An 18,093-nucleotide genomic window follows, 5' to 3' on the forward strand; every position below is an offset into this window, starting at 1 on the left:
GTTACTCTACTCGCTCCCGAAAGTCTTTTCAGGTATCTAGAATTGTCTTTATTGACTTGTCTTAAAATCGAATCAGGCCCAGCGCCCGCTGTACGTCCAGCTTACTAATCAACACGGAATACAGTGCGTTGAATACGTTCAGCCGGGCCGTTCGCAGATCGGCTTCGGCTACGGTTACGTCCAGATACGTCTTTACGCCGGAACGGTATTGCAGGTTAATGATTCGGTAAACATCCTCGGCCAGCGCCAGATTTTCGCGCAGGGCGAGGTAGTTCGCCAGATTCCCTTTATAGTTCGACAGCGCCTGCGCATATTCCGCGTCGACCGCACTCGACAGAGCCGCCAGATCCCACTGCAACCGCCGAACCTGCAATTCGGCAATTTTCAGTTGCTGGATTCGTCGGCCACCCTGAAAAATCGGCAGTGCCACCGACAGACCAATCAGTGAGTTGGGAAATGTCTGGTTATATAGCTGCGGAAAGACGTTGCTCTGGTACAGGAGGTTATAGTTGGCGTTGGCGTTCACCGTGGGCAGGTAGGCCCAGCGATTGTAGCGAACGTTGGCTTCGAGGAGTTGTCCCTGCGTTTGCAGCAGCTGATATTCAATCCGGTTCTGCGGATTCACGAGCAGGGTTGTGTCCAGCATCACTTCGTTTGCCAGTTGCAGGGTGTCGTACGTCAGGGTGAGCTGTGAATTCGGCGGGTAGCCCATGAGCTGTTTCAGCGTCTGCATCTTCGCCCCGACCAGATCGCGGTACTGTTTCTGCTGCGCCCGGGTGTTGTTGAGCGCAATCCGGGCACGCTGGGCGTCGGTTTTGTCGACTACGCCACTCAGATACTGATTCGTGGCATCCTGAAGGCTTCGCTGCTGCCGCGTAATATCTTCGCCCAGAATCTCGACCTGCCGCTGGGTCAGGATTACGTCATAAAACGCCTTGCTGACATTGACCACCACGTCGATTTTGTTGCTGACCGTTGCCTGACTGGCCTGCACACGGTAGGTATCGGCCGTTCGGCTGGCCAGCAGCAGATCCCGGCTGAAGATACTCTGGGTCAGCGAGAACGAAGCCGTAGACGTGTTTTTAGCCCCCAGTGATACCGGTCGTCGCTCACCGGTCGTAACGTCCGGAATAAGCGTAACGGGTAGTTTCAGGTAGTGGATAAGATTGTAGCCGGCGCCCAGTTGCGGATACCAGGCCGCCAGCGCACTGCGCACGGTACGATCCGCAATCTCCTGATCAATAACCGATTGCAGGATGAGGGGCTGGTTGTCCAGAGCATATTGAATGCAATCCGGCAAATAGGCCTGTCTCGCTAAAGAATCGGGGGTTTTCTGTGCTATTACGTCACAGGAAAGGCCATGGAGAAGAACAAAGAGGAATACAAACCAGCAGTTTTTCATAACAGAACAAAAGCCAACCTGACCCGCGCTGACGGATAGTCAACAGCGTGTACTATCTCTGAACTACTGAAAAGGGGCCTTTTGTTCGGCAACGCCCTAAATTCTATGCGTACGATTACGCCCCGTCCCCGATTACGTTTGTCAAACCCACCCAATCGCCGTAATTTCGGGGCTTTATCAGCAACCTGGCGCCATGACTGAAGCTCCGAAAGAATCCAATGAACGTGACGAACGCAGCAATGCTGGTGGGTCACTTAACTTTATTGAACAAATTGTCGAAGAAGATATCGCAGCCGGTAAAAACGGCGGACGCGTGCATACGCGCTTTCCGCCCGAACCAAACGGATACCTGCACATCGGTCACGCCAAATCCATCTGTCTGAATTTCGGACTGGCCGATAAATACAGCGGACAAACAAACCTGCGGTTTGACGATACTAACCCCGTTACGGAAGATACGGAGTATGTAGACTCCATCAAGAACGACGTTCGCTGGCTCGGCTTCGAATGGGAAAATGAGTATTACGCATCAGACTACTTCGATCAGTTGTATCGGTTTGCCGAAACCTTGATTCAGAAAGGGCTGGCTTACGTCGACGATTCGACTGCCGAAGAAATCGCAGCTCAGAAAGGTACGCCCACCGAACCGGGCCGGATGAATCAGTACCGCGACCGGAGCGTGGACCAGAACCTCGACCTGTTCCGCCGAATGAAAGCCGGGGAGTTTTCCGACGGATCGAAAGTGCTGCGGGCGAAAGTCGATATGGCGTCGCCCAATATGCAGCTGCGCGACCCGATCATGTATCGGATCAAGCACGCTCACCATCACCGCACGGGTGATACCTGGTGCATCTATCCGATGTATGACTTTGCGCACGGGCAGTCGGACGCCATTGAGCATATTACCCACTCGCTCTGTACGCTGGAGTTTGAAGTGCACCGGCCGCTGTACGAGTGGTTCATTCAGCAGCTCGACATCTTCCCGTCTCGTCAGATCGAGTTTGCGCGGCTCAATTTGACCTATACGGTCATGAGTAAGCGTAAGCTGAAACAACTGGTCGAAGAAGGTCACGTCAGCGGCTGGGATGATCCGCGCATGCCGACCATCGCGGGGATTCGTCGGCGCGGCTACACGCCCGCCAGTATCCGCGAGTTCTGCGACCGCATTGGTATTGCCAAGCGCGACAACCTGATCGATGTGGGGTTGCTGGAATTCTGCATCCGCGAGGAGCTGAACAAAACAACCCCGCGTGTCATGGCCGTGCTGGACGAAAAACCCCTGAGGCTCGTTATTACGAACTACGAGCTAGGCCGGGAAGAAGAACTGAACATCGAGAACAACCCCGAAGAAGAAACGATGACGTATCGCCGGGTGCCGTTCAGCCGCGAAGTGTATATCGAGCGCGACGATTTCATGGAAAATCCGCCGAAGAAATTCTTCCGGCTGTTTCCGGGCGGCATGGTCCGGCTCAAGGGTGCCTACATCATCAAGTGCGATGAGGTCGTTAAAGACAATGCGGGTGAAATTATCGAATTGCGCTGCTCCTACATTCCCGAAAGCCGGAGCGGTTCCGATACGTCGGGGATCAACGTAAAAGGGACGATTCACTGGGTGTCGGTACCTCATGCTGTTGAGGCCGAAGTGCGGCTCTACGACCGGCTGTTCTCCGTCGAGAACCCGGCCGCCGACGAGCGGGAGTTCCGCGAACTGCTGAATCCCAATTCGCTGGAAGTAGTGCGGGCGTTTGTGGAACCCGCCCTGGTCGAAGCCGCCCGCAGCGGATCGCAGACCAACTTCCAGTTCATGCGGAAAGGCTACTTCATCCTGGATTCAGACTCGACGGCCGAGCGTCCCGTTTTCAACCGGACTGTTACGCTGAAAGACGGCTGGGCCAAGGAGCAGAAGAAAGGCTAGAATTTGATTTGTGCGTGTTAAATGAACCAGACAAATGCTGTTAGGAAGTCGGTCTGGTTCATTTAACACGGTCTGTTTGCCTACTCGCAGTGATACGTACCCTTTACGTTTTGCTAATCTCAGAATATGTCGAACGGAGTTTTTAAATCCAGCCGATTTGAGGACGTACCCACTTACGACAAAGCGTACTGGTGGGCCAAAACACCCGAAGAACGTTTAGAAGCCGCGCTAAAACTAATCCAATACGCGAAGGCCATCTACTACGCCAATCCGGCTAACCCGCCCCTCACGAATGGAGCCCGAATACTTAAATCTAATACGCCTATTCAACGAGGAAGGCGTTGAGTATGTGGTGTTAGGTGGCCATGCTGTCATTGCCCATGGCTACCTACGCACAACTGGCGACATTGACATTTTCGTCCGTCCCAGCAACGAGAACGCAACCTGTTTGTTGAGGGCGCTGGAGCGGTATGGATACACCAACGGAGAGTTTGAACATGCTGATTTTACCCAGGTACCTAATTATCTGTCGTTTAGTCGTCACGACGGCTGGATTGACCTGATGACTTTTACACTGGGCGTTACGTTTGAGGAGTGCTACCAAAATCGCGTCGTGCTGACTGTACAGACCATTCCAGTCAGTTTCATTAGCCTACCCGATTTAATTCGCAATAAACAGGCAACGGGCCGTCTGCAAGATCAGCGGGATCTGGAGAATCTTCCTGACCAGGCAGATGTGTAACGTTATGGGTCTTACTGTATAAAACAAGTAGCCCCTGACAATCTAATCTATCTGAACAGTATCCGCTGCGCCAGTACTTCGGCTGGATAACCGACTTCTACCAGATATAAGCCGTTGGCCGGCGCTGCCCGACCGGCAACCGTGCGGTCTCTGGCTTCAATCAACTGGCTGAACTGGTCCAGATTCATACGCCCCTGCCCTATTTCGAGCATTGTACCGACAATGGTGCGGACCATGCCCCACAGAAACCGATTGGCTTTGATGTGAAACGTTAGTCGGTCGTCGGCGTCACGCTCCCAATAAGCAAAGTCAAGCAGACACCGGAAATGCGACACATTCGCGCGGACTTTACTGAAGCTTTTAAAATCCCGGTGCTGCATTAGTATCCGGCAAGCCTCATTCATTTGCGCTACGTCCAGTTCCGGCCGGAAGTGATACGTCAGCCCCGGCTCAAACACATTCTTCTGGCGGGTGATATAGTAGTGGTAATAGCGCGAGATGGCCGAGAAACGGGCATGGTCGTCGGCCCGCACGGGAAAGATTGTTCGGATGGCGATATCGTCGGGCAGGATGCAGTTCAGCGAGTAGACAAGCTGGTCTGTAAGGGCCAGGGGCTCCTCGCGGTCAAAATGCGCAAACTGCTGCCGGGCGTGTACGCCGGCGTCGGTACGGCCGCTGCCGGTAATATAAACGGGATGCTGCAGCCGCTGGCTCAGGGCCGCTTCGAGGGTTGTCTGCACACTCACGCCATTAGCCTGCGTTTGCCAGCCGTGGTAGGCCGTTCCGCGGTAGGATAGCTCAATAAAATAACGCATAGCCCACAAAGGTACCGTCTATCGGCGATTTCCGACGCTTTCTAAAACCGACTACTCTGGGACTTTTGGAATGAAAAAGCCGCCCATCGCATAACGACAGACGGCTTTAGCTTTTGTCAATCTATCTGGTTATCGTGGCCCCCGACTACCGCGCCCGCCCGGATTCACGTCGCGCTGGCCCCCTTCCTGAGATCGCTGCTGCGCCTGACCCCGCTGCGGATAGACGTCTGCGCCCCGGCTTTCGGGCATTCGCTGCTGGTAATTACCTTCCGACCGCTGTCCCCGGCTATAAGGCTGGTTAGGCTGGCTTACGTTCGGCTGTGAGCGCTCGGGACTTTCATACCGACGTTCGGGCTGGGTTTGCTGCGGATAACCGCCTGCGGACTGTTGGCCATAATCGCCCCGGTTCGAACCGCGCCGGTCTGCGCGATTGTCATACGTTCGATTGTTGCCACCGTAGGGCGAAGTTTCATTCGAATAACTGCCCCGCCGGTCGTTTGGAGAATTATTGCCGTACGCGGGACCCGGGCTGTTATCGAACCGATCCTGGTACTGACCATACTCCCGTCCGCTACCCCGCGACGCATCCGGGCGGTAAAGACGTACCGATCTATCACCCACCACCGAACGACCCGGCCGGTCCAAGTTGTCGATCCGGTAGACGGGCACGCTGCGTCGAGTGGCGTACTCAATATCCCGGTGCTGCGGCCCGTACACGTATGCCCGGTTATTGATCCGGTATATGTTGTTGATGATCGTTGTGTTCTGGTAGATGTTCACCACGTTGGGCCGGGGCACGCGGTAGCTGTACAGGCGCGGGCTGGTGATGTAAGCCTGCGGCACGAAGGTCCAGTACGGCGCGGGAATGTTAATGTTTACGTTAATATCCACGCCTGGCCCGAGGGGTGCCCAGCCGTAATATCCTCCTCCCGATCGCCAGGATACCCAGGCCGGTCCCCAGTCTGAACCGGGAATCCAGAGCCAGCCGCCATAGGCGCCGTCAAAAATCCAGCGGCCGTAGTGGAACGGAGCCCAGCCCCATGGATAGTCGGACACCCATGTATTACCAAACTCGGTCACGACCCAATGGCCGGCCGTAGCGTAGGGCTGAAAATCAGGTCCGGCATTGGGCAGCCATACGTCGCCGTAGCCGGGATACCGTAGCCACTGCCCGTACGGAGCCAGCTCATTATAAAACGTTTGCGGAGCCATGCTGTAGCCCGGCTGAGCCGTGGCCGATTGCATAAGCGACGGACCAGCGACCAGCATGGCCATAATACCCAGTCGTATGATGATGTTTGGAATGCCCATTACCCAGTTGATTTAGTCAGTAGGCGACCTACTGCGGGTTAGACCACAAAAACTTTCTAACGTTTAATCCAGGGCAGGAACATTTTCAGGCTGACTAACGGCGAATTAGTAGACCTTTCCAACCGGCTCCGTTAACTGGCCGATCGGCGCAGCCGGTCAAAGACGAACCCGGCAACCAGACCGCCAAACAGATACCAGCCAACCGTCATGACGACCGTAGCTTCGGTGCGTTTAGTGGGCGCTTCGCCCAGGCCCATTGGCCCCGGCAGCGTTACGGCCCCAACGCCCGCCAGAACGCCCAGTGCGGCTCCGGTCAGGATGGGCGCGTTTTTCCCCAGGCCGACCAGGCTATAGTAGAGCGCATTGGACGTTACGTCGCCGAGCATGGCGAGTCCGTATAGTTTGTTGCCCGTAGGTGGCTGCTTGCCCGCCTTCTGGAACCCCTTCGTGATACTCCGCTCGCCCAGAATATCGGCGCGGGGCGCTTCGGGCACAAATTGGCGGACCGTTTCGTGCAGAATGTTCAGGGCAATGGCCCCGGCAAGTCCGCTGCCGATCGCCTGAGGCAAGGTTGATTCAAGTGGGTTATTCATCGTTGACAGATCTTTACGGAATAACCCCTGCAGCCCAGGGTTGTTTACGGCTTGCGTCTATAGCCAGTTTTTCCGCCGGAAAATCCAGACCGTCAGCGCTGATGAAAACACCATCATCGCCAGCGCAAACACGTAGCCGTATTTCCAGTGGATTTCGGGCATATTATCGAAGTTCATGCCCCACATGCTCGCCAGCAGCGTAGGCGGCAGAAACACGAGCGAAACAACCGTAAAGATTTTAACGACCCGGTTCTGCTCCAGGTCAATCAGACCAAGGTACGTGTTCTGCAGAAACTCCAGCCGCTCGAAGATGAAGTTGGTATGATCGATCAGCGAGTTAATGTCTTTGATCAGCGTTCGCAGGCGCTGCTGTTCGGCCTCGCTGAACCAGCCGTCCGAGCGGATCATGGACGATATAACCCGTTGTTTGTCAACCACGTTCTCACGAATCGACATGGTCAGCTCCTGGTAATCGTTGATATTGAGCAGCATCTCGCGGTCCAGCGTAGCGTCGAGATCGAGCAGGCGGTTGATGGCCTTGATTTCGCCCGATACCATCTCGATCAGGTCGGCATCGTAATCAATCCGCGATTCAAAAATATAAATCAGGATCTGCGCTCCATCGCTGAACACCGCCCGGCGCGACTTGATACGCTTGACCGTATCGGCAAAGGATTTGAGGTCGGCGTTGCGGTAGGTAAACAGCGTATCGTCCTTGAGAATAAAACTGACCGGCACCGTTACGTAGCGCTGCTCCTGATCCGGCACCAGAAAGTTGGAGTTGGCAATCATCAGATCGTCTTCCTCAATGTAGCGCGAACTACTTTCAATTTCCAGCTGCTCCTGCTGACTCAGAAAATCTACGTCAAATTTCTCTTCTACACTCTTGATTTCGGCCGAGGTCGGGTTCTGAAGATCCACCCAGAGCGTCCGTTCGGTGTCGGAGAAAGAATCTATGTCGCGGATTTTACGGACGGCGGTTTCGTCCTGTTGGAAGATACGAATCATAAAAGTCGAGCGGACAGATTGTCCGGGCGCAAAGTTCACAAAAAAACGGGCCGACTCAACGCCGACCCGCTTTTGTCTCAACAGCTAACTCTTCCGGCCCTGGTGTGCTTCGCCAGCGGGCAGCCAATCGTTTATTTCTGCTCGTATTTCTCTTTATAAGTTTTGTAGAGTCGCTTGTGCCGGTCGTCCAGATTGACTTTTCGACCCTGCACATACGCCTGTTCGACCACATTCGTCCGCATATCGAGCGCATCGCCCGCCGACACAAACAGGGTGGCCTGTTTGCCTTTTTCGAGCGTTCCAACGAGGTTATCGACGCCCAGGATTTTGGCGGTATTCGACGTTACCATCTTCAGAGCTTCTTCGCGGTCATTGATACCAAAACCAACGGCGGTACCGGCCAGAAAGGGCAGGTTGCGCGTCCGCCACCATTCATCAGCATAACTCAGACTGACCAGCACACCCGCTTTTTGCAGGATACCGGGCATGCGATACGGCAGGTCAACGTCTTCGTCTTCCCGATTGGGCAGACGGTGCAGAGCACTCAGAATAACCGGTACGTTGTTGTCTTTCAGGAAGCTGGCGACCCGGTGGGCTTCTTCGCCACCCACAATCACCACGTTGGGAACACCAAACGACTTAGCAAACTGAACCGCTTCGATGATGTCTTTCCCGTAGTCAGCCCGGATGTATAGATTCTGTTTCCCCGAAAACAAGCCCCGCATGGATTCCAGCTTCAGGTTTTTAGGTGTCTGGCTGGTCAGGGCCGCATAGGCTTTCGCATCGCCGAAGGTGGCCTCAAGCGCACCGATGGTTTCGGAACGCTTTTCGTTTTTCTTAACGACCAGCGAGAAATCGACGATATCGAAACTACGGGCGAAGTAGGCAGGCCAGTTGAGCCAGATACCATCGTCTCGCTTCAGAACGGCGTCTTCCCAGTTCCAGCCGTCGGCCATCATGACACTCGAACTCCCCGACACGGTGCCTCCCTGCGGCATGGCCTGCGTCAGCAGCACGCCGTTGTTCCGGATGGTCGGTATGATCTCGGAATCAGTGTTGTAGGCAATCAGCGCCCGGACGTTTGGGTTCAGGACGCCAATTTCCTGCTTATCGACCGTCGAGCGTACGGCCCCGATTTCCTGCAGACCCACCGTCGATGCGGGCGAAATCAGACCGGGATAAACGTGTTTGCCCGTTACGTCGATAACGTCCATGGTGCTGGTGTTCAGCCGGACGGTCGTCGCGTCGGCTACGTTCGAGATGATGCCGTTCTCAAAAACGATCACTCCGTTTGGAATAACCTGCCCGTTTCCGATGTGAATCGTGCCGCCCATCAACGCTATCATCCGGGCCTGCGGCCGGGCCGGAGCGGGGTTCTGGCCAAAGCTCGTAAGCGAGGTCAGGGTAAGTATGCTAATTAGTATTTTTTTCATTATTCGTAGTCATTAGATGGTCATTAGGGACTGTGAATTATGCGATGAATGACTTCTAATGACTATGTCCTTCTTCGCCCTCGGCAATTACGCCCTCGACATCTTCGCAATGCCACATCCGCGCCCGCTTGAAAGTTGGCTTAACGGCCGAGGCTCCGCCCGCTTTGGCGGCAATCATTTTCTGGATAATCCGGGCACGCTCGGCCTGCATGGCCTCCCGCTTGGCATCTTCGGTTTGCAGGTCAAAATAAATGGCGCCGTCGATGATGGTTTTTTCGGGCCGCGCATAAATAGCCAGCGGGTTCGCATTCCAGAGTACCAGGTCGGCATCTTTACCGGCCCGAATGCTGCCCAGCCGGTTGTCCAGGTGCAGCAGTTTGGCCGGATTCAGGGTCACCAGTTTCCAGGCTTCCTCTTCCGTCAGAGCGCCGTACTCGACCGTCTTGGCGGCTTCCTGATTCAGCCGGCGGGCCATTTCGGCGTCGTCGGAGTTGATCGAAACCGTTACACCCTGCCGGTGCATCAGCGCGGCATTATAGGGAATGGCATCTTTTACCTCCATTTTGTAAGCCCACCAGTCGGCGAACGACGAACCGCCCGCGCCGTGCTTGGCCATCTTGTCGGCCAGTTTATAGCCCTCCAGAATGTGCGTAAAGGTGTTGACTTTAAAGCCCAGCGAGTCGGCCACTTTCAGCAGCATATTGATTTCCGACTGCACATAGGAATGGCACGTAATGAACCGTTTCTTGGCCAGAATTTCAGCTAGTGCGTCGAGTTCGAGATCCCGGCGCGGGGCTGTGGTCTGCGCTTTTTCTTTCGCGCTGAGCTTGTTATAAGCAGCCCATTCACTGGCGTATTCTTTTGCCCGGGTGAAGTGGTCCATATACACCTGCTCTACGCCCATCCGCGACTGTGGAAAGCGCGTCAGCACGTTCGGGTTGGGGTAGTTTGCCTGCTTTACGTTCTCGCCGAGGGCAAACTTAATGAAGCCGTCCGCGCCCTTAATGAGCATGGCGTCCGGCGCTTCGCCCCACTTCAGTTTCACCAGGGCCGACTGCCCACCGATGGCATTGGCTGAGCCGTGGAGTAACTGCGAGGACGTAACCCCACCCGCCAGCTGCCGGTAAATATCCACGTCTTCGCTATTGATAACGTCGGCCATGCGGACTTCGGCCGTGCTCGACTGCGACCCTTCATTGATCGACAGCAAGGCAATGTGCGAGTGTTCGTCAATAATGCCATTGGTCAGGTGTTTGCCCGTTCCGTCGATTACGGTCGCATTCGCCGGAGCCGAAAGACCTTTGCCCACCTGCGCAATCTTGCCGTTCTGCACCAGCACATCCGCTCCCGATACGATCCCGTCTTTCTCGTTCGTCCAGACCGTCGCATTCCGGATCAGCATCGTCTGCGGCTGCGGTTTGCGAACGTTACCCAGGCCTACGAACGGAAACATTACCGTCGTTGCCGAAGCAGGCATCGTCGTTACCGCAGCCGTAGCAGCCGTTGTCGCAGCTGGTGCAGTGGCCTCCGCCGTGCGCGTAATGGACCACGTTACCGGCTTCCCGTCGGGGGTTTGTCCATCGCCTTTGAAGGAAGTCGGGCTGGTCCGGTAACCGGTCAGACGTGTCGTACCCGGTTTCGTTTTGTCGAGCTGCAGCTGAATCGACATCAGGTCTCCGCTCACGGCTACCTTCGGCGTAATTTTCGTGGTGTCGGCCTGGATCTGATACTCCGGCTTTTCCGGTGATTTACCCGTTATGTTCAGTTTCAGGTTCGAGCGATTGCCGATGGCCAGCTGCCACGTACCGCGCAGGTCGGCCGCGTTTTTCTGGTTGACGATGTACTGCTTCCCGCGAATCCAGTTTTCATAGATCACGTTATCGGCGCTGAACAGATTGCCCGATGTAATCAGGAAACTGGCCACGCGCCCCTTCTGCAACGTCCCCACCTGATCGTCTACGTGAATCAGCTTTGCCGGTATGGTTGTCAGGGCTTCGAGCGCTTTCTGCTCCGGCAAACCGTTCTCAATGGCTTTGCGGAGGTTCGCCCAGAAGTCGGCTTTGCTTCTCAATCCTGCCGTTGTCAGCGCAAACAGAACATTGGCAGCCGCCAGCCGCCCGGTGTTCATCGGCGCCATTTCCCAGTGCTTGAGTTCGGCCATCGATACGTTGTCGGCATCCCAGGCATCCTCCACGTCGTAGGGTTGCGGGAAGTTAATCGGCACAATCAGCGACGCTCCCGTTGCTTTAATTTCGTCCAGACGCTGGTATTCGTCGCCCATACCTTTGATGATGTACTGAACGCCAAACTCATCGCCAATTTTGTCGGCCCGGAGAACGCCTAATTTGTCGTTGACTTCAAAAATGGAAGGCAGCGCCTGAATCCGGTTCAGGGCATCGAGCGAGAGATTAGCCTGCTCTTTATTCCCGGCTCGTTTATACCAGTCGGCATCGTACAGAGCCTGCCGCAGCAGGGCTACTGCGCCCATCGCCGAGTTTGGGTTGGTCTGCGTCGAGCTGCCCTTGCTGAGCGAGTAGTGCGCCGTTACGTTCGGCTTCAGAACAACCGAATTCTCGCGGTCGTCGGACAGCGTAACCAGTGCGCCCGTTCCCCGAACGATGCCATCGTGGGGATGCGTCAGAACGGTCGCGAAACCCAGTTTGCGTAGTTCGTCGGCCTTTTTTGCGTCGGCTTTGAAGAGCAGGCTGGCGTCATTCTCAGGCTGAACGGCCTGGTTCCAGTAGTAGGCACCCTTTTTGTTGGATTCGTACTGGGGTGGGGATGTAAAGGCCCGGCGCTCAGCCCGAACTTCGGCCATCCCGTAGTCTGAATCAACGTCGATCAGAGCCGGATAAATCCGTTTGCCTTTCAGATCGGCCACAACCGCTCCGGCGGGCAGTTTTACACTGGTACCAACGGCTTCGACGCGACCGTTACGAATAAGCAGTGTAGCATTTTGAAGGGTAGTCTGTGGGTCAACGACGATCGTAGCGTTGGTGAAGGCATACAGCCCCGGCCGCTCGTCGTAAACACCATTGCGCGGGAACGTTGCCTGGGCCTGCACGTAACTGATCAGACCGACAGCGAACAATCCTGTCAGGAAGTGTTTTAACATGAAGAAAACAGTTGATGATTGGGCATTAAACGGCAAAATTACACAATCTAACGCCGTTTTAACTTGTCTTATCCAAAGAAGATTTTGTCAGTAAGGACTATTACAGGTAATTTATTCAGAAAGTCGGAACCACCTGATTCGTCAGCCAACGGCTATTCCTGTCAGAATACGCTCCGCGAAACCCTGCTAAATCTACACCGTCAATCATCTTTTTTGATTCGTTTTATTCCTTTCCCGCTTTCCCAGGGCTTCGGAGCTGGTTTTTGTCCAGACTGACTGCGCAAAGGCAATCCATCCGGGCAATCTGCTGAAAATAGGGCAACGGCACATTCATAACCGGGTTTGCAAGGTTGTTCTGCGGGAGACGAGAGTAGTCATGCCTTTTGAAAGCGTTTCTTCATGAAGGAAGCAAAAAAACAGCACGAAGGTTTGCTTCGTGCTAGAGAATCTTGTTCGTCAATTATCTATTCGACAGCAGGTACCGGAACAGGCGCATGACTTTGTCCATTCTCACGGTTTAGTCCGTCGTACTGATCGCTCCGTGGCCCGCGCCGACGTTTTTTCCGGCGCTTTGGCTTGTCGGATGCCGGCCCATCACCATTGATCGGTCGGGTCGACGCGGCTGCCGCTGTTTCAACGCCATTTGTGGCGACGTCAGTATTTAAAGGTATGCCTTCGGGACGTGGTTTACGTTCATCGCGTCCGCGCCGATCCCGACGTCCGTCATTCCGGTTGCCTTCTGGCCGTTCGCCAGTAGGTGCATTGTCTTTGTTTGCCCGACGGGGTTCGCCGTTACGGGAGCCATCGCCCCGGCGACCGTCGCGCCCACCCCGACCAGAACCGCCTTTACCGCGCAGACCGCTGAATCGCTTCGGATCAAACACAGGCGACTTGCCCATGCCCAGCTCCTCGGTAATTGACCGCTTCTCCACCTCGCGTTCAATGAGCTTTTCGATGTTGACGATACGGTTCTGATCCTGATCGCTGATAAACGTAATGGCAGTGCCGGTAGTGGCGGCCCGTGCCGTGCGGCCAATCCGGTGCACGTAGTCTTCGGCATCGCGCGGAATGTCGTAGTTCACCACGTGCGTCAGGTTATCAATGTCGATACCGCGCGAGAGAACGTCGGTCGCTACCAGAATCGGGAACGCTTTGTTTTTAAAGTCGCGCAGCACCACCTCCCGGTTGTCCTGCTCCAGATCGGAACTGATGCCCCGAGCTTCGTAGCCCAGTTTGCTCAGCGCCCGCACAATGCCGTTTACCTCCGACTTACGCGACGTAAACAGCACCATACTCTGCACCGGCGTTAAACTGTTTTTAATCAGATGCGCCAGCAGGGGCAGCTTCTGGTTATCGTAGGCCAGGTAAAACTGCTGGTCAATGCCCGCAGCCGGTTTCGATACCGCCAGCCGAATCTCTTCGGGATCGGTCAGGATGCGCTTCGAGAATTCGCGGATTTTGTTGGGCATCGTCGCCGAGAACAGCAGCGTCTGCCGCTTACCAGGCAGTTTGGCTACGATGTTCAGGATATCATCCGAGAAGCCCATGTCGAGCATCTTGTCGGCCTCGTCGAGCACGAGATAGTCAATCTTGTCGAAGTTGACGTAGCCGAGCTGCATATGTGCAATCAGCCGGCCCGGCGTAGCGATGATAATATCGGCCCCGGTTTCGAGGGCTTTACGTTGTTTGTCCCAGTCGTCGCCCTTGCCCCCGCCGTAGATGGCGATGCTGTTGGCCTGTACAAAATAGCCGAAGCCTTCGACCTGTTCGTCAATCTGCTTGGCCAGCTCACGCGTCGGCACCAGAATCAGCGTACTGGTATGGTCGTGGTTAGCGTGCGAAATACGATCCAGAAGAGGAATGAGATAGGCGGCTGTTTTGCCGGTGCCCGTCTGAGCGCTGGCGATAAGGTCTTTGCCTTCGAGAATTTTGGGGATGGCCATCTCCTGGATGGGTGTGGCCTTCAGGTAGTTCATGGCGTCCACGCCGGTCAGCAGGTCGTCGTGGAGGTTGAATTCGGAAAATGTCAAGGTAACGTTTGTGAAAGTTAAAAAACGCTGACCTTGTTTTCCCGGTCAGCAAACCGCTTGATTTGGAAACAAATATAACGAAAAAATAACCAGAAATCAATAGAGTTCCCCCGTGCCAGTGCTCCTTCCAGGCTCATAATCAATTCATACAGCCAGCATTCACTTGGCGATTGTTCCGCTTCTGTTTACCTTTGCGCCATGATCTCCCAGCGGGCCACCGATTCTCCTTTCCGACATCGTCGCCATCATTACGGCCGCTGAGCCGCCGGGTCCGTTACGTCGGGCCGTCATTTTTCCTGTACTTTTGCATCTTCATTTACTGAGTTTACGACCGTAGCGGTCAGTGTCCAGCCGTCGGTTGATTGTTTATCCTGCATTATGTCTTCTGTGTTACGCATTGCCCTACAAAAATCCGGTCGGCTGAGCGAAGATTCGTACCAGCTTTTCAAAGAATGCGGCATCCGCTTCGACTATGGCACCGGCAAGCTCAAGTCTGTTTCATCCAATTTCCCGGCCGAATTCCTGTTTCTGCGGGATGACGACATTCCGGGTTACGTCGAAGACGGCGTGGCCGACCTCGGTATTGTCGGCGAGAACGTAGCTGTTGAAACGGGGCGTCCCGTGCAGACCATTCATAAGTTAGGTTTTTCGAAGTGCCGTCTGTCGATCGCCGTTCCGCGCGGCACCGACTGGACGGGAATTCAAAGTCTGGACGGAAAGAACATCGCTACCTCCTACCCGAATCTGCTGGGTAATTACCTCGCTGGCGAAGGCGTTCGAGCCGAAATCCACGAGATCAGCGGTTCGGTTGAGATTGCCCCGAGCATCGGGTTGGCCGAAGCAGTCTGCGACATTGTTAGCTCGGGAAGTACGCTGCTGAGCAACGGTCTGAAAGAAGTGGAAACCATATTCCGTTCGGAAGCAATTCTCATTGCCCGGCCCGAGCTGGACGAAGATAAGCAGGCCCTGGTCGAAAAGCTGTTGTTCCGGATCAAGTCAGTGCAGGCGGCCAAGAACAACAAATACATCGTTCTGAACGCGCCGAACCACGCCCTCGACCAGATTACGGCGCTGCTGCCCGGCATGAAAAGCCCTACCGTAACGCCATTGGCCACCGAAGGATGGAGTTCGGTCCATTCGGTGCTAAACGAAAACGAATTCTGGGAAAACATCGAAGCCATCCGGGCCGCTGGTGCGGAAGGAATTCTGGTGATTCCGATTGAGAAAATGATCTATTAAACGAATGAATAACCTCGCCCAGGACGGTTCGTCATTATCCATTGTTTATCGTTCATGAATATCATCTCTTTTCCCAGCCGTGCGGAATGGCCTCAGTTACTGGCCCGACCCGTGCAATCGACCCAGCAGATCGAAGCGGTCGTTGCTCCCATCCTGGCGCAGGTCCGAGAGCAGGGCGACGCAGCCCTGATTGAACTGGCGCAGAAGTTCGACAAAACCGACTTATCGCAGAGTGGACTTGAGGTATCGCGGGCCGAACTCGACGCGGCCGAAGAGCAGCTCAGCGACGAACTGAAAGCGGCCATCCGGCAGGCTTACCAGAACATTCGTCTGTTTCACGAACGGCAGAAGCAGCCTGTCGAAAAGATTGAAACCATGCCGGGCGTAGTGTGCTGGCGCCGAAGTGTGGGTATCGAGAAAGTGGGGCTGTATATTCCGGGGGGCACGGCTCCCCTGTTCAGCACAGTGCTGATGCTGGGGGTTCCGGCGCAGCTGGCGGGTTGCCGTGAGGTGGTGCTCTGCACACCCAGCAACCACCCGGCTATTTATTTCGCGGCCCGCCTGGTGGGCGTAACGAAGGTGTTTCGGGTTGGTGGGGCGCAGGCGATTGCCGCGATGGCCTATGGCACTGAGTCAATTCCGCAGGTTTATAAAATCTTTGGGCCCGGCAACCAGTATGTCACGGCGGCCAAGATGCTCGTCGCTAAAGAAGGCGTGGCCATTGATATGCCAGCCGGACCAAGCGAAGTAGCCGTTTATGCCGACGATTCGGCGGTTCCGGCCTTCGTGGCTGCGGATCTGCTCTCGCAGGCTGAACACGGCGCCGACAGTCAGGTACTGCTGGTTTCGACCAGCAAGAAACTGGTCGAGCTGGTGAATCTGGCTCTTCCGACGCAACTGAGCAAACTTCCCCGAGAAGCGCTGGCCACTAAAGCGCTGGAAAACAGCAAAGCGATTCTGGTCGAAAGTCAGGCGGATGCCATTGAGTTGCTCAATGCGTACGCAGCCGAGCATTTAATCCTGAGCGTCGACAACGCCGAAGCGGTTGCCGAACAGATTACTAATGCGGGCTCTATTTTCCTGGGCAACTACACCCCCGAGTCGGCCGGAGACTACGCGTCGGGCACGAATCACACACTGCCGACCAACGGCTTCGCCCGTGCGTACAGTGGTGTATCGCTGGACAGTTTTGTGAAGAAAATCACTGTGCAGCAGATTTCACCAGAGGGCTTACAGGCGCTGGGACCAGTGGTGGAAGCCATGGCCGAAGCCGAATCGCTCGATGCGCACAAGCGAGCCGTGCGTCTGCGGCTGGCGCGTCTGGCCGAAGCCAATCCGGCCTGATTTTGTTATCTTGCTAAAAAAGAAGTCATGAGCCGGTTACTAATCGAAATTAATTCGGAAGAGAACGAAGCCATACTGCTGTCGTTATTACCCAAACTGGATGGACGCCTGATCGAGAAGAAACCCAGTCCTGAAAAGCCATCACTGGCTTCGGTATTGGAGACAATTATCCAGTCGGGCGGGGCGGGCGATTCGTTCGGTGATCCGTCAGAATGGCAGCGGGAGATTCGTAGCTGGGATCGTATTCTGGACGGCCGCGAAGAATGATCTTAGATAGCAACATCATTATTTACTCAGCCAAGCCGGAGTATATCAGGCTGACCCGCTATCTGCAGGCTAATCAGGAAATCGTTCGGGTTTCGTTAATCTCTACGCTTGAAGTGCTTGGCTTTAGTCGATTGTCTGTTACGGATAAACAAATCTTCGAAGCTTATCTGAACAGCGTTCATATACTCCCTATTACCGAGGCCGTCATCACCGAAGCCATTCGCCTGCGTCAGCAACGTAAACGCTCCGTGGGCGACGCCATTATTGCGGCAACGGCACTAATCCATAATCAACCCGTACTCACCAATAACCCAGCGGACTTCGCCGACATCGCCGGTTTACAGGTCATTGCGCTGGCCGAGATTCTGAACGCATGAAACACCTCGCCGATCTGCTTCTTCTGGGCGATCCACGCTTGTACCAATCCTGCGAACCGGTACTCGAATCAGAACTGCCGCTGGTGCCGGACTGGGTAGCCGATCTGCACAACGTCATGGAGGAGATTCGGGCAATGTACCAGTTCGGGCGCGGCATTGCGGCCCCTCAACTGGGCATTATGAAGCGGCTTATCTACCTGAACGTTGATCGGCCACAGGTTATCATTAACCCCGAACTGACGGCCGTCAGCGATGAACAGGACGAACTCTGGGACGACTGCATGAGTTTTCCGAATCTGCTGGTGCGGGTCCGGCGACACCGTAGCCTGACGCTCCGCTTTCGGGATGAACTCTGGCGACCACAGACCTGGGACGTAACGGACTGGGGGCTGTCGGAACTGATTCAGCACGAGTACGACCACCTCAACGGCGTCCTCTGTACCATGCGGGCAGTCGACGCGCAGTCGTTCCGGTGGCGTCCTACGCCAACCCATTAACAAAA

General features: G+C 55.1%; 15 protein-coding genes. 7 read left to right on the top strand and 8 right to left on the bottom strand.

The window, feature by feature from the left end; all coding sequences use genetic code 11:
- Positions 1-61: 61 nt before the first annotated feature.
- Positions 62-1,402, bottom strand: coding sequence for a TolC family protein (locus HNV11_RS14760; RefSeq protein ID WP_171740395.1), 1,341 nt, complete (start codon positions 1,400-1,402; stop codon positions 62-64).
- Positions 1,403-1,595: 193 nt separating this feature from the next.
- Between HNV11_RS14760 and HNV11_RS14765 the strand changes: the two genes are divergently transcribed.
- Together HNV11_RS14765 and HNV11_RS14770 are read left to right on the top strand one after the other, a co-directional pair.
- Positions 1,596-3,317 (top strand): glutamine--tRNA ligase/YqeY domain fusion protein, encoded by a 1,722-nt coding sequence (locus HNV11_RS14765; protein WP_171740396.1) that lies wholly within the window; start codon positions 1,596-1,598, stop codon positions 3,315-3,317.
- 292 nt (positions 3,318-3,609) lie between these two features.
- A complete protein-coding gene (locus tag HNV11_RS14770; RefSeq protein WP_171740397.1) occupies positions 3,610-4,059 on the top strand; it encodes a DUF6036 family nucleotidyltransferase in 450 nt (149 codons plus the stop codon).
- A 47-nt stretch (positions 4,060-4,106) separates the two neighbouring features.
- Here the strand turns inward: HNV11_RS14770 and truA are convergent, their stop codons facing one another.
- The 7 genes from truA to HNV11_RS14805 all read right to left on the bottom strand — a co-directional run bounded on the left by truA (position 4,107) and on the right by HNV11_RS14805 (position 14,310).
- Positions 4,107-4,874 carry a tRNA pseudouridine(38-40) synthase TruA gene (gene truA / locus HNV11_RS14775; RefSeq protein ID WP_171740398.1) on the bottom strand — a complete coding sequence of 256 codons (768 nt, stop codon included), beginning with the start codon at positions 4,872-4,874 and terminating at the stop codon, positions 4,107-4,109.
- Between the two features lie 129 nt (positions 4,875-5,003).
- Positions 5,004-6,185 (bottom strand): DUF6600 domain-containing protein, encoded by a 1,182-nt coding sequence (locus HNV11_RS14780; RefSeq protein WP_171740399.1) that lies wholly within the window; start codon positions 6,183-6,185, stop codon positions 5,004-5,006.
- Positions 6,186-6,316: 131 nt separating this feature from the next.
- Complete coding sequence (locus tag HNV11_RS14785) at positions 6,317-6,778, bottom strand: hypothetical protein (protein ID WP_171740400.1); 462 nt, start codon at positions 6,776-6,778, stop codon at positions 6,317-6,319.
- A gap of 57 nt (positions 6,779-6,835) precedes the next feature.
- Positions 6,836-7,786: a magnesium/cobalt transporter CorA gene (gene corA / locus HNV11_RS14790; protein ID WP_171740401.1), complete on the bottom strand. Its 951-nt coding sequence runs from the start codon at positions 7,784-7,786 to the stop codon at positions 6,836-6,838.
- 131 nt (positions 7,787-7,917) lie between these two features.
- Positions 7,918-9,219: an amidohydrolase family protein gene (locus tag HNV11_RS14795; RefSeq protein ID WP_171740402.1), complete on the bottom strand. Its 1,302-nt coding sequence runs from the start codon at positions 9,217-9,219 to the stop codon at positions 7,918-7,920.
- A gap of 55 nt (positions 9,220-9,274) precedes the next feature.
- Entirely contained in the window at positions 9,275-12,334 is a 3,060-nt protein-coding gene (locus HNV11_RS14800; protein ID WP_171740403.1) for an amidohydrolase family protein, read from the bottom strand.
- A 464-nt stretch (positions 12,335-12,798) separates the two neighbouring features.
- Positions 12,799-14,310 (bottom strand): DEAD/DEAH box helicase, encoded by a 1,512-nt coding sequence (locus tag HNV11_RS14805; protein ID WP_171742191.1) that lies wholly within the window; start codon positions 14,308-14,310, stop codon positions 12,799-12,801.
- Positions 14,311-14,742: 432 nt separating this feature from the next.
- Here HNV11_RS14805 and hisG point away from each other — a divergent pair, with 432 nt between their 5' ends.
- The 5 genes from hisG to HNV11_RS14830 are packed head-to-tail and all read left to right on the top strand — an operon-like array spanning position 14,743 to position 18,088.
- Positions 14,743-15,603, top strand: coding sequence for an ATP phosphoribosyltransferase (hisG, locus tag HNV11_RS14810; RefSeq protein WP_171740404.1), 861 nt, complete (start codon positions 14,743-14,745; stop codon positions 15,601-15,603).
- Positions 15,604-15,657: 54 nt separating this feature from the next.
- Positions 15,658-16,947 (top strand): histidinol dehydrogenase, encoded by a 1,290-nt coding sequence (hisD, locus tag HNV11_RS14815; RefSeq protein ID WP_171740405.1) that lies wholly within the window; start codon positions 15,658-15,660, stop codon positions 16,945-16,947.
- Between the two features lie 27 nt (positions 16,948-16,974).
- Positions 16,975-17,214, top strand: coding sequence for a hypothetical protein (locus HNV11_RS14820; protein WP_171740406.1), 240 nt, complete (start codon positions 16,975-16,977; stop codon positions 17,212-17,214).
- Complete coding sequence (locus HNV11_RS14825) at positions 17,211-17,591, top strand: type II toxin-antitoxin system VapC family toxin (RefSeq protein WP_171740407.1); 381 nt, start codon at positions 17,211-17,213, stop codon at positions 17,589-17,591. The genes HNV11_RS14820 and HNV11_RS14825 overlap by 4 nt, the downstream gene beginning before the upstream one ends.
- Positions 17,588-18,088, top strand: coding sequence for a peptide deformylase (locus HNV11_RS14830; protein WP_171740408.1), 501 nt, complete (start codon positions 17,588-17,590; stop codon positions 18,086-18,088). The genes HNV11_RS14825 and HNV11_RS14830 overlap by 4 nt, the downstream gene beginning before the upstream one ends.
- Positions 18,089-18,093 lie beyond the last annotated feature (5 nt).

Origin of the sequence: Spirosoma taeanense, from assembly GCF_013127955.1 — a bacterium.
GTDB classification, from domain to species: Bacteria; Bacteroidota; Bacteroidia; order Cytophagales; family Spirosomataceae; genus Spirosoma; species Spirosoma taeanense.

Bases quoted from the DNA above. Each gene is read 5' to 3' on its own strand.
- HNV11_RS14760 (WP_171740395.1), bottom strand. From the start codon at position 1,402: ATGAAAAACTGCTGGTTTGTATTCCTCTTTGTTCTTCTCCATGGCCTT.
- HNV11_RS14765 (WP_171740396.1), top strand. From the start codon at position 1,596: ATGACTGAAGCTCCGAAAGAATCCAATGAACGTGACGAACGCAGCAAT.
- HNV11_RS14770 (WP_171740397.1), top strand. From the start codon at position 3,610: ATGGAGCCCGAATACTTAAATCTAATACGCCTATTCAACGAGGAAGGC.
- truA (WP_171740398.1), bottom strand. From the start codon at position 4,874: ATGCGTTATTTTATTGAGCTATCCTACCGCGGAACGGCCTACCACGGC.
- HNV11_RS14780 (WP_171740399.1), bottom strand. From the start codon at position 6,185: ATGGGCATTCCAAACATCATCATACGACTGGGTATTATGGCCATGCTG.
- HNV11_RS14785 (WP_171740400.1), bottom strand. From the start codon at position 6,778: ATGAATAACCCACTTGAATCAACCTTGCCTCAGGCGATCGGCAGCGGA.
- corA (WP_171740401.1), bottom strand. From the start codon at position 7,786: ATGATTCGTATCTTCCAACAGGACGAAACCGCCGTCCGTAAAATCCGC.
- HNV11_RS14795 (WP_171740402.1), bottom strand. From the start codon at position 9,219: ATGAAAAAAATACTAATTAGCATACTTACCCTGACCTCGCTTACGAGC.
- HNV11_RS14800 (WP_171740403.1), bottom strand. From the start codon at position 12,334: ATGTTAAAACACTTCCTGACAGGATTGTTCGCTGTCGGTCTGATCAGT.
- HNV11_RS14805 (WP_171742191.1), bottom strand. From the start codon at position 14,310: ATGAACTACCTGAAGGCCACACCCATCCAGGAGATGGCCATCCCCAAA.
- hisG (WP_171740404.1), top strand. From the start codon at position 14,743: ATGTCTTCTGTGTTACGCATTGCCCTACAAAAATCCGGTCGGCTGAGC.
- hisD (WP_171740405.1), top strand. From the start codon at position 15,658: ATGAATATCATCTCTTTTCCCAGCCGTGCGGAATGGCCTCAGTTACTG.
- HNV11_RS14820 (WP_171740406.1), top strand. From the start codon at position 16,975: ATGAGCCGGTTACTAATCGAAATTAATTCGGAAGAGAACGAAGCCATA.
- HNV11_RS14825 (WP_171740407.1), top strand. From the start codon at position 17,211: ATGATCTTAGATAGCAACATCATTATTTACTCAGCCAAGCCGGAGTAT.
- HNV11_RS14830 (WP_171740408.1), top strand. From the start codon at position 17,588: ATGAAACACCTCGCCGATCTGCTTCTTCTGGGCGATCCACGCTTGTAC.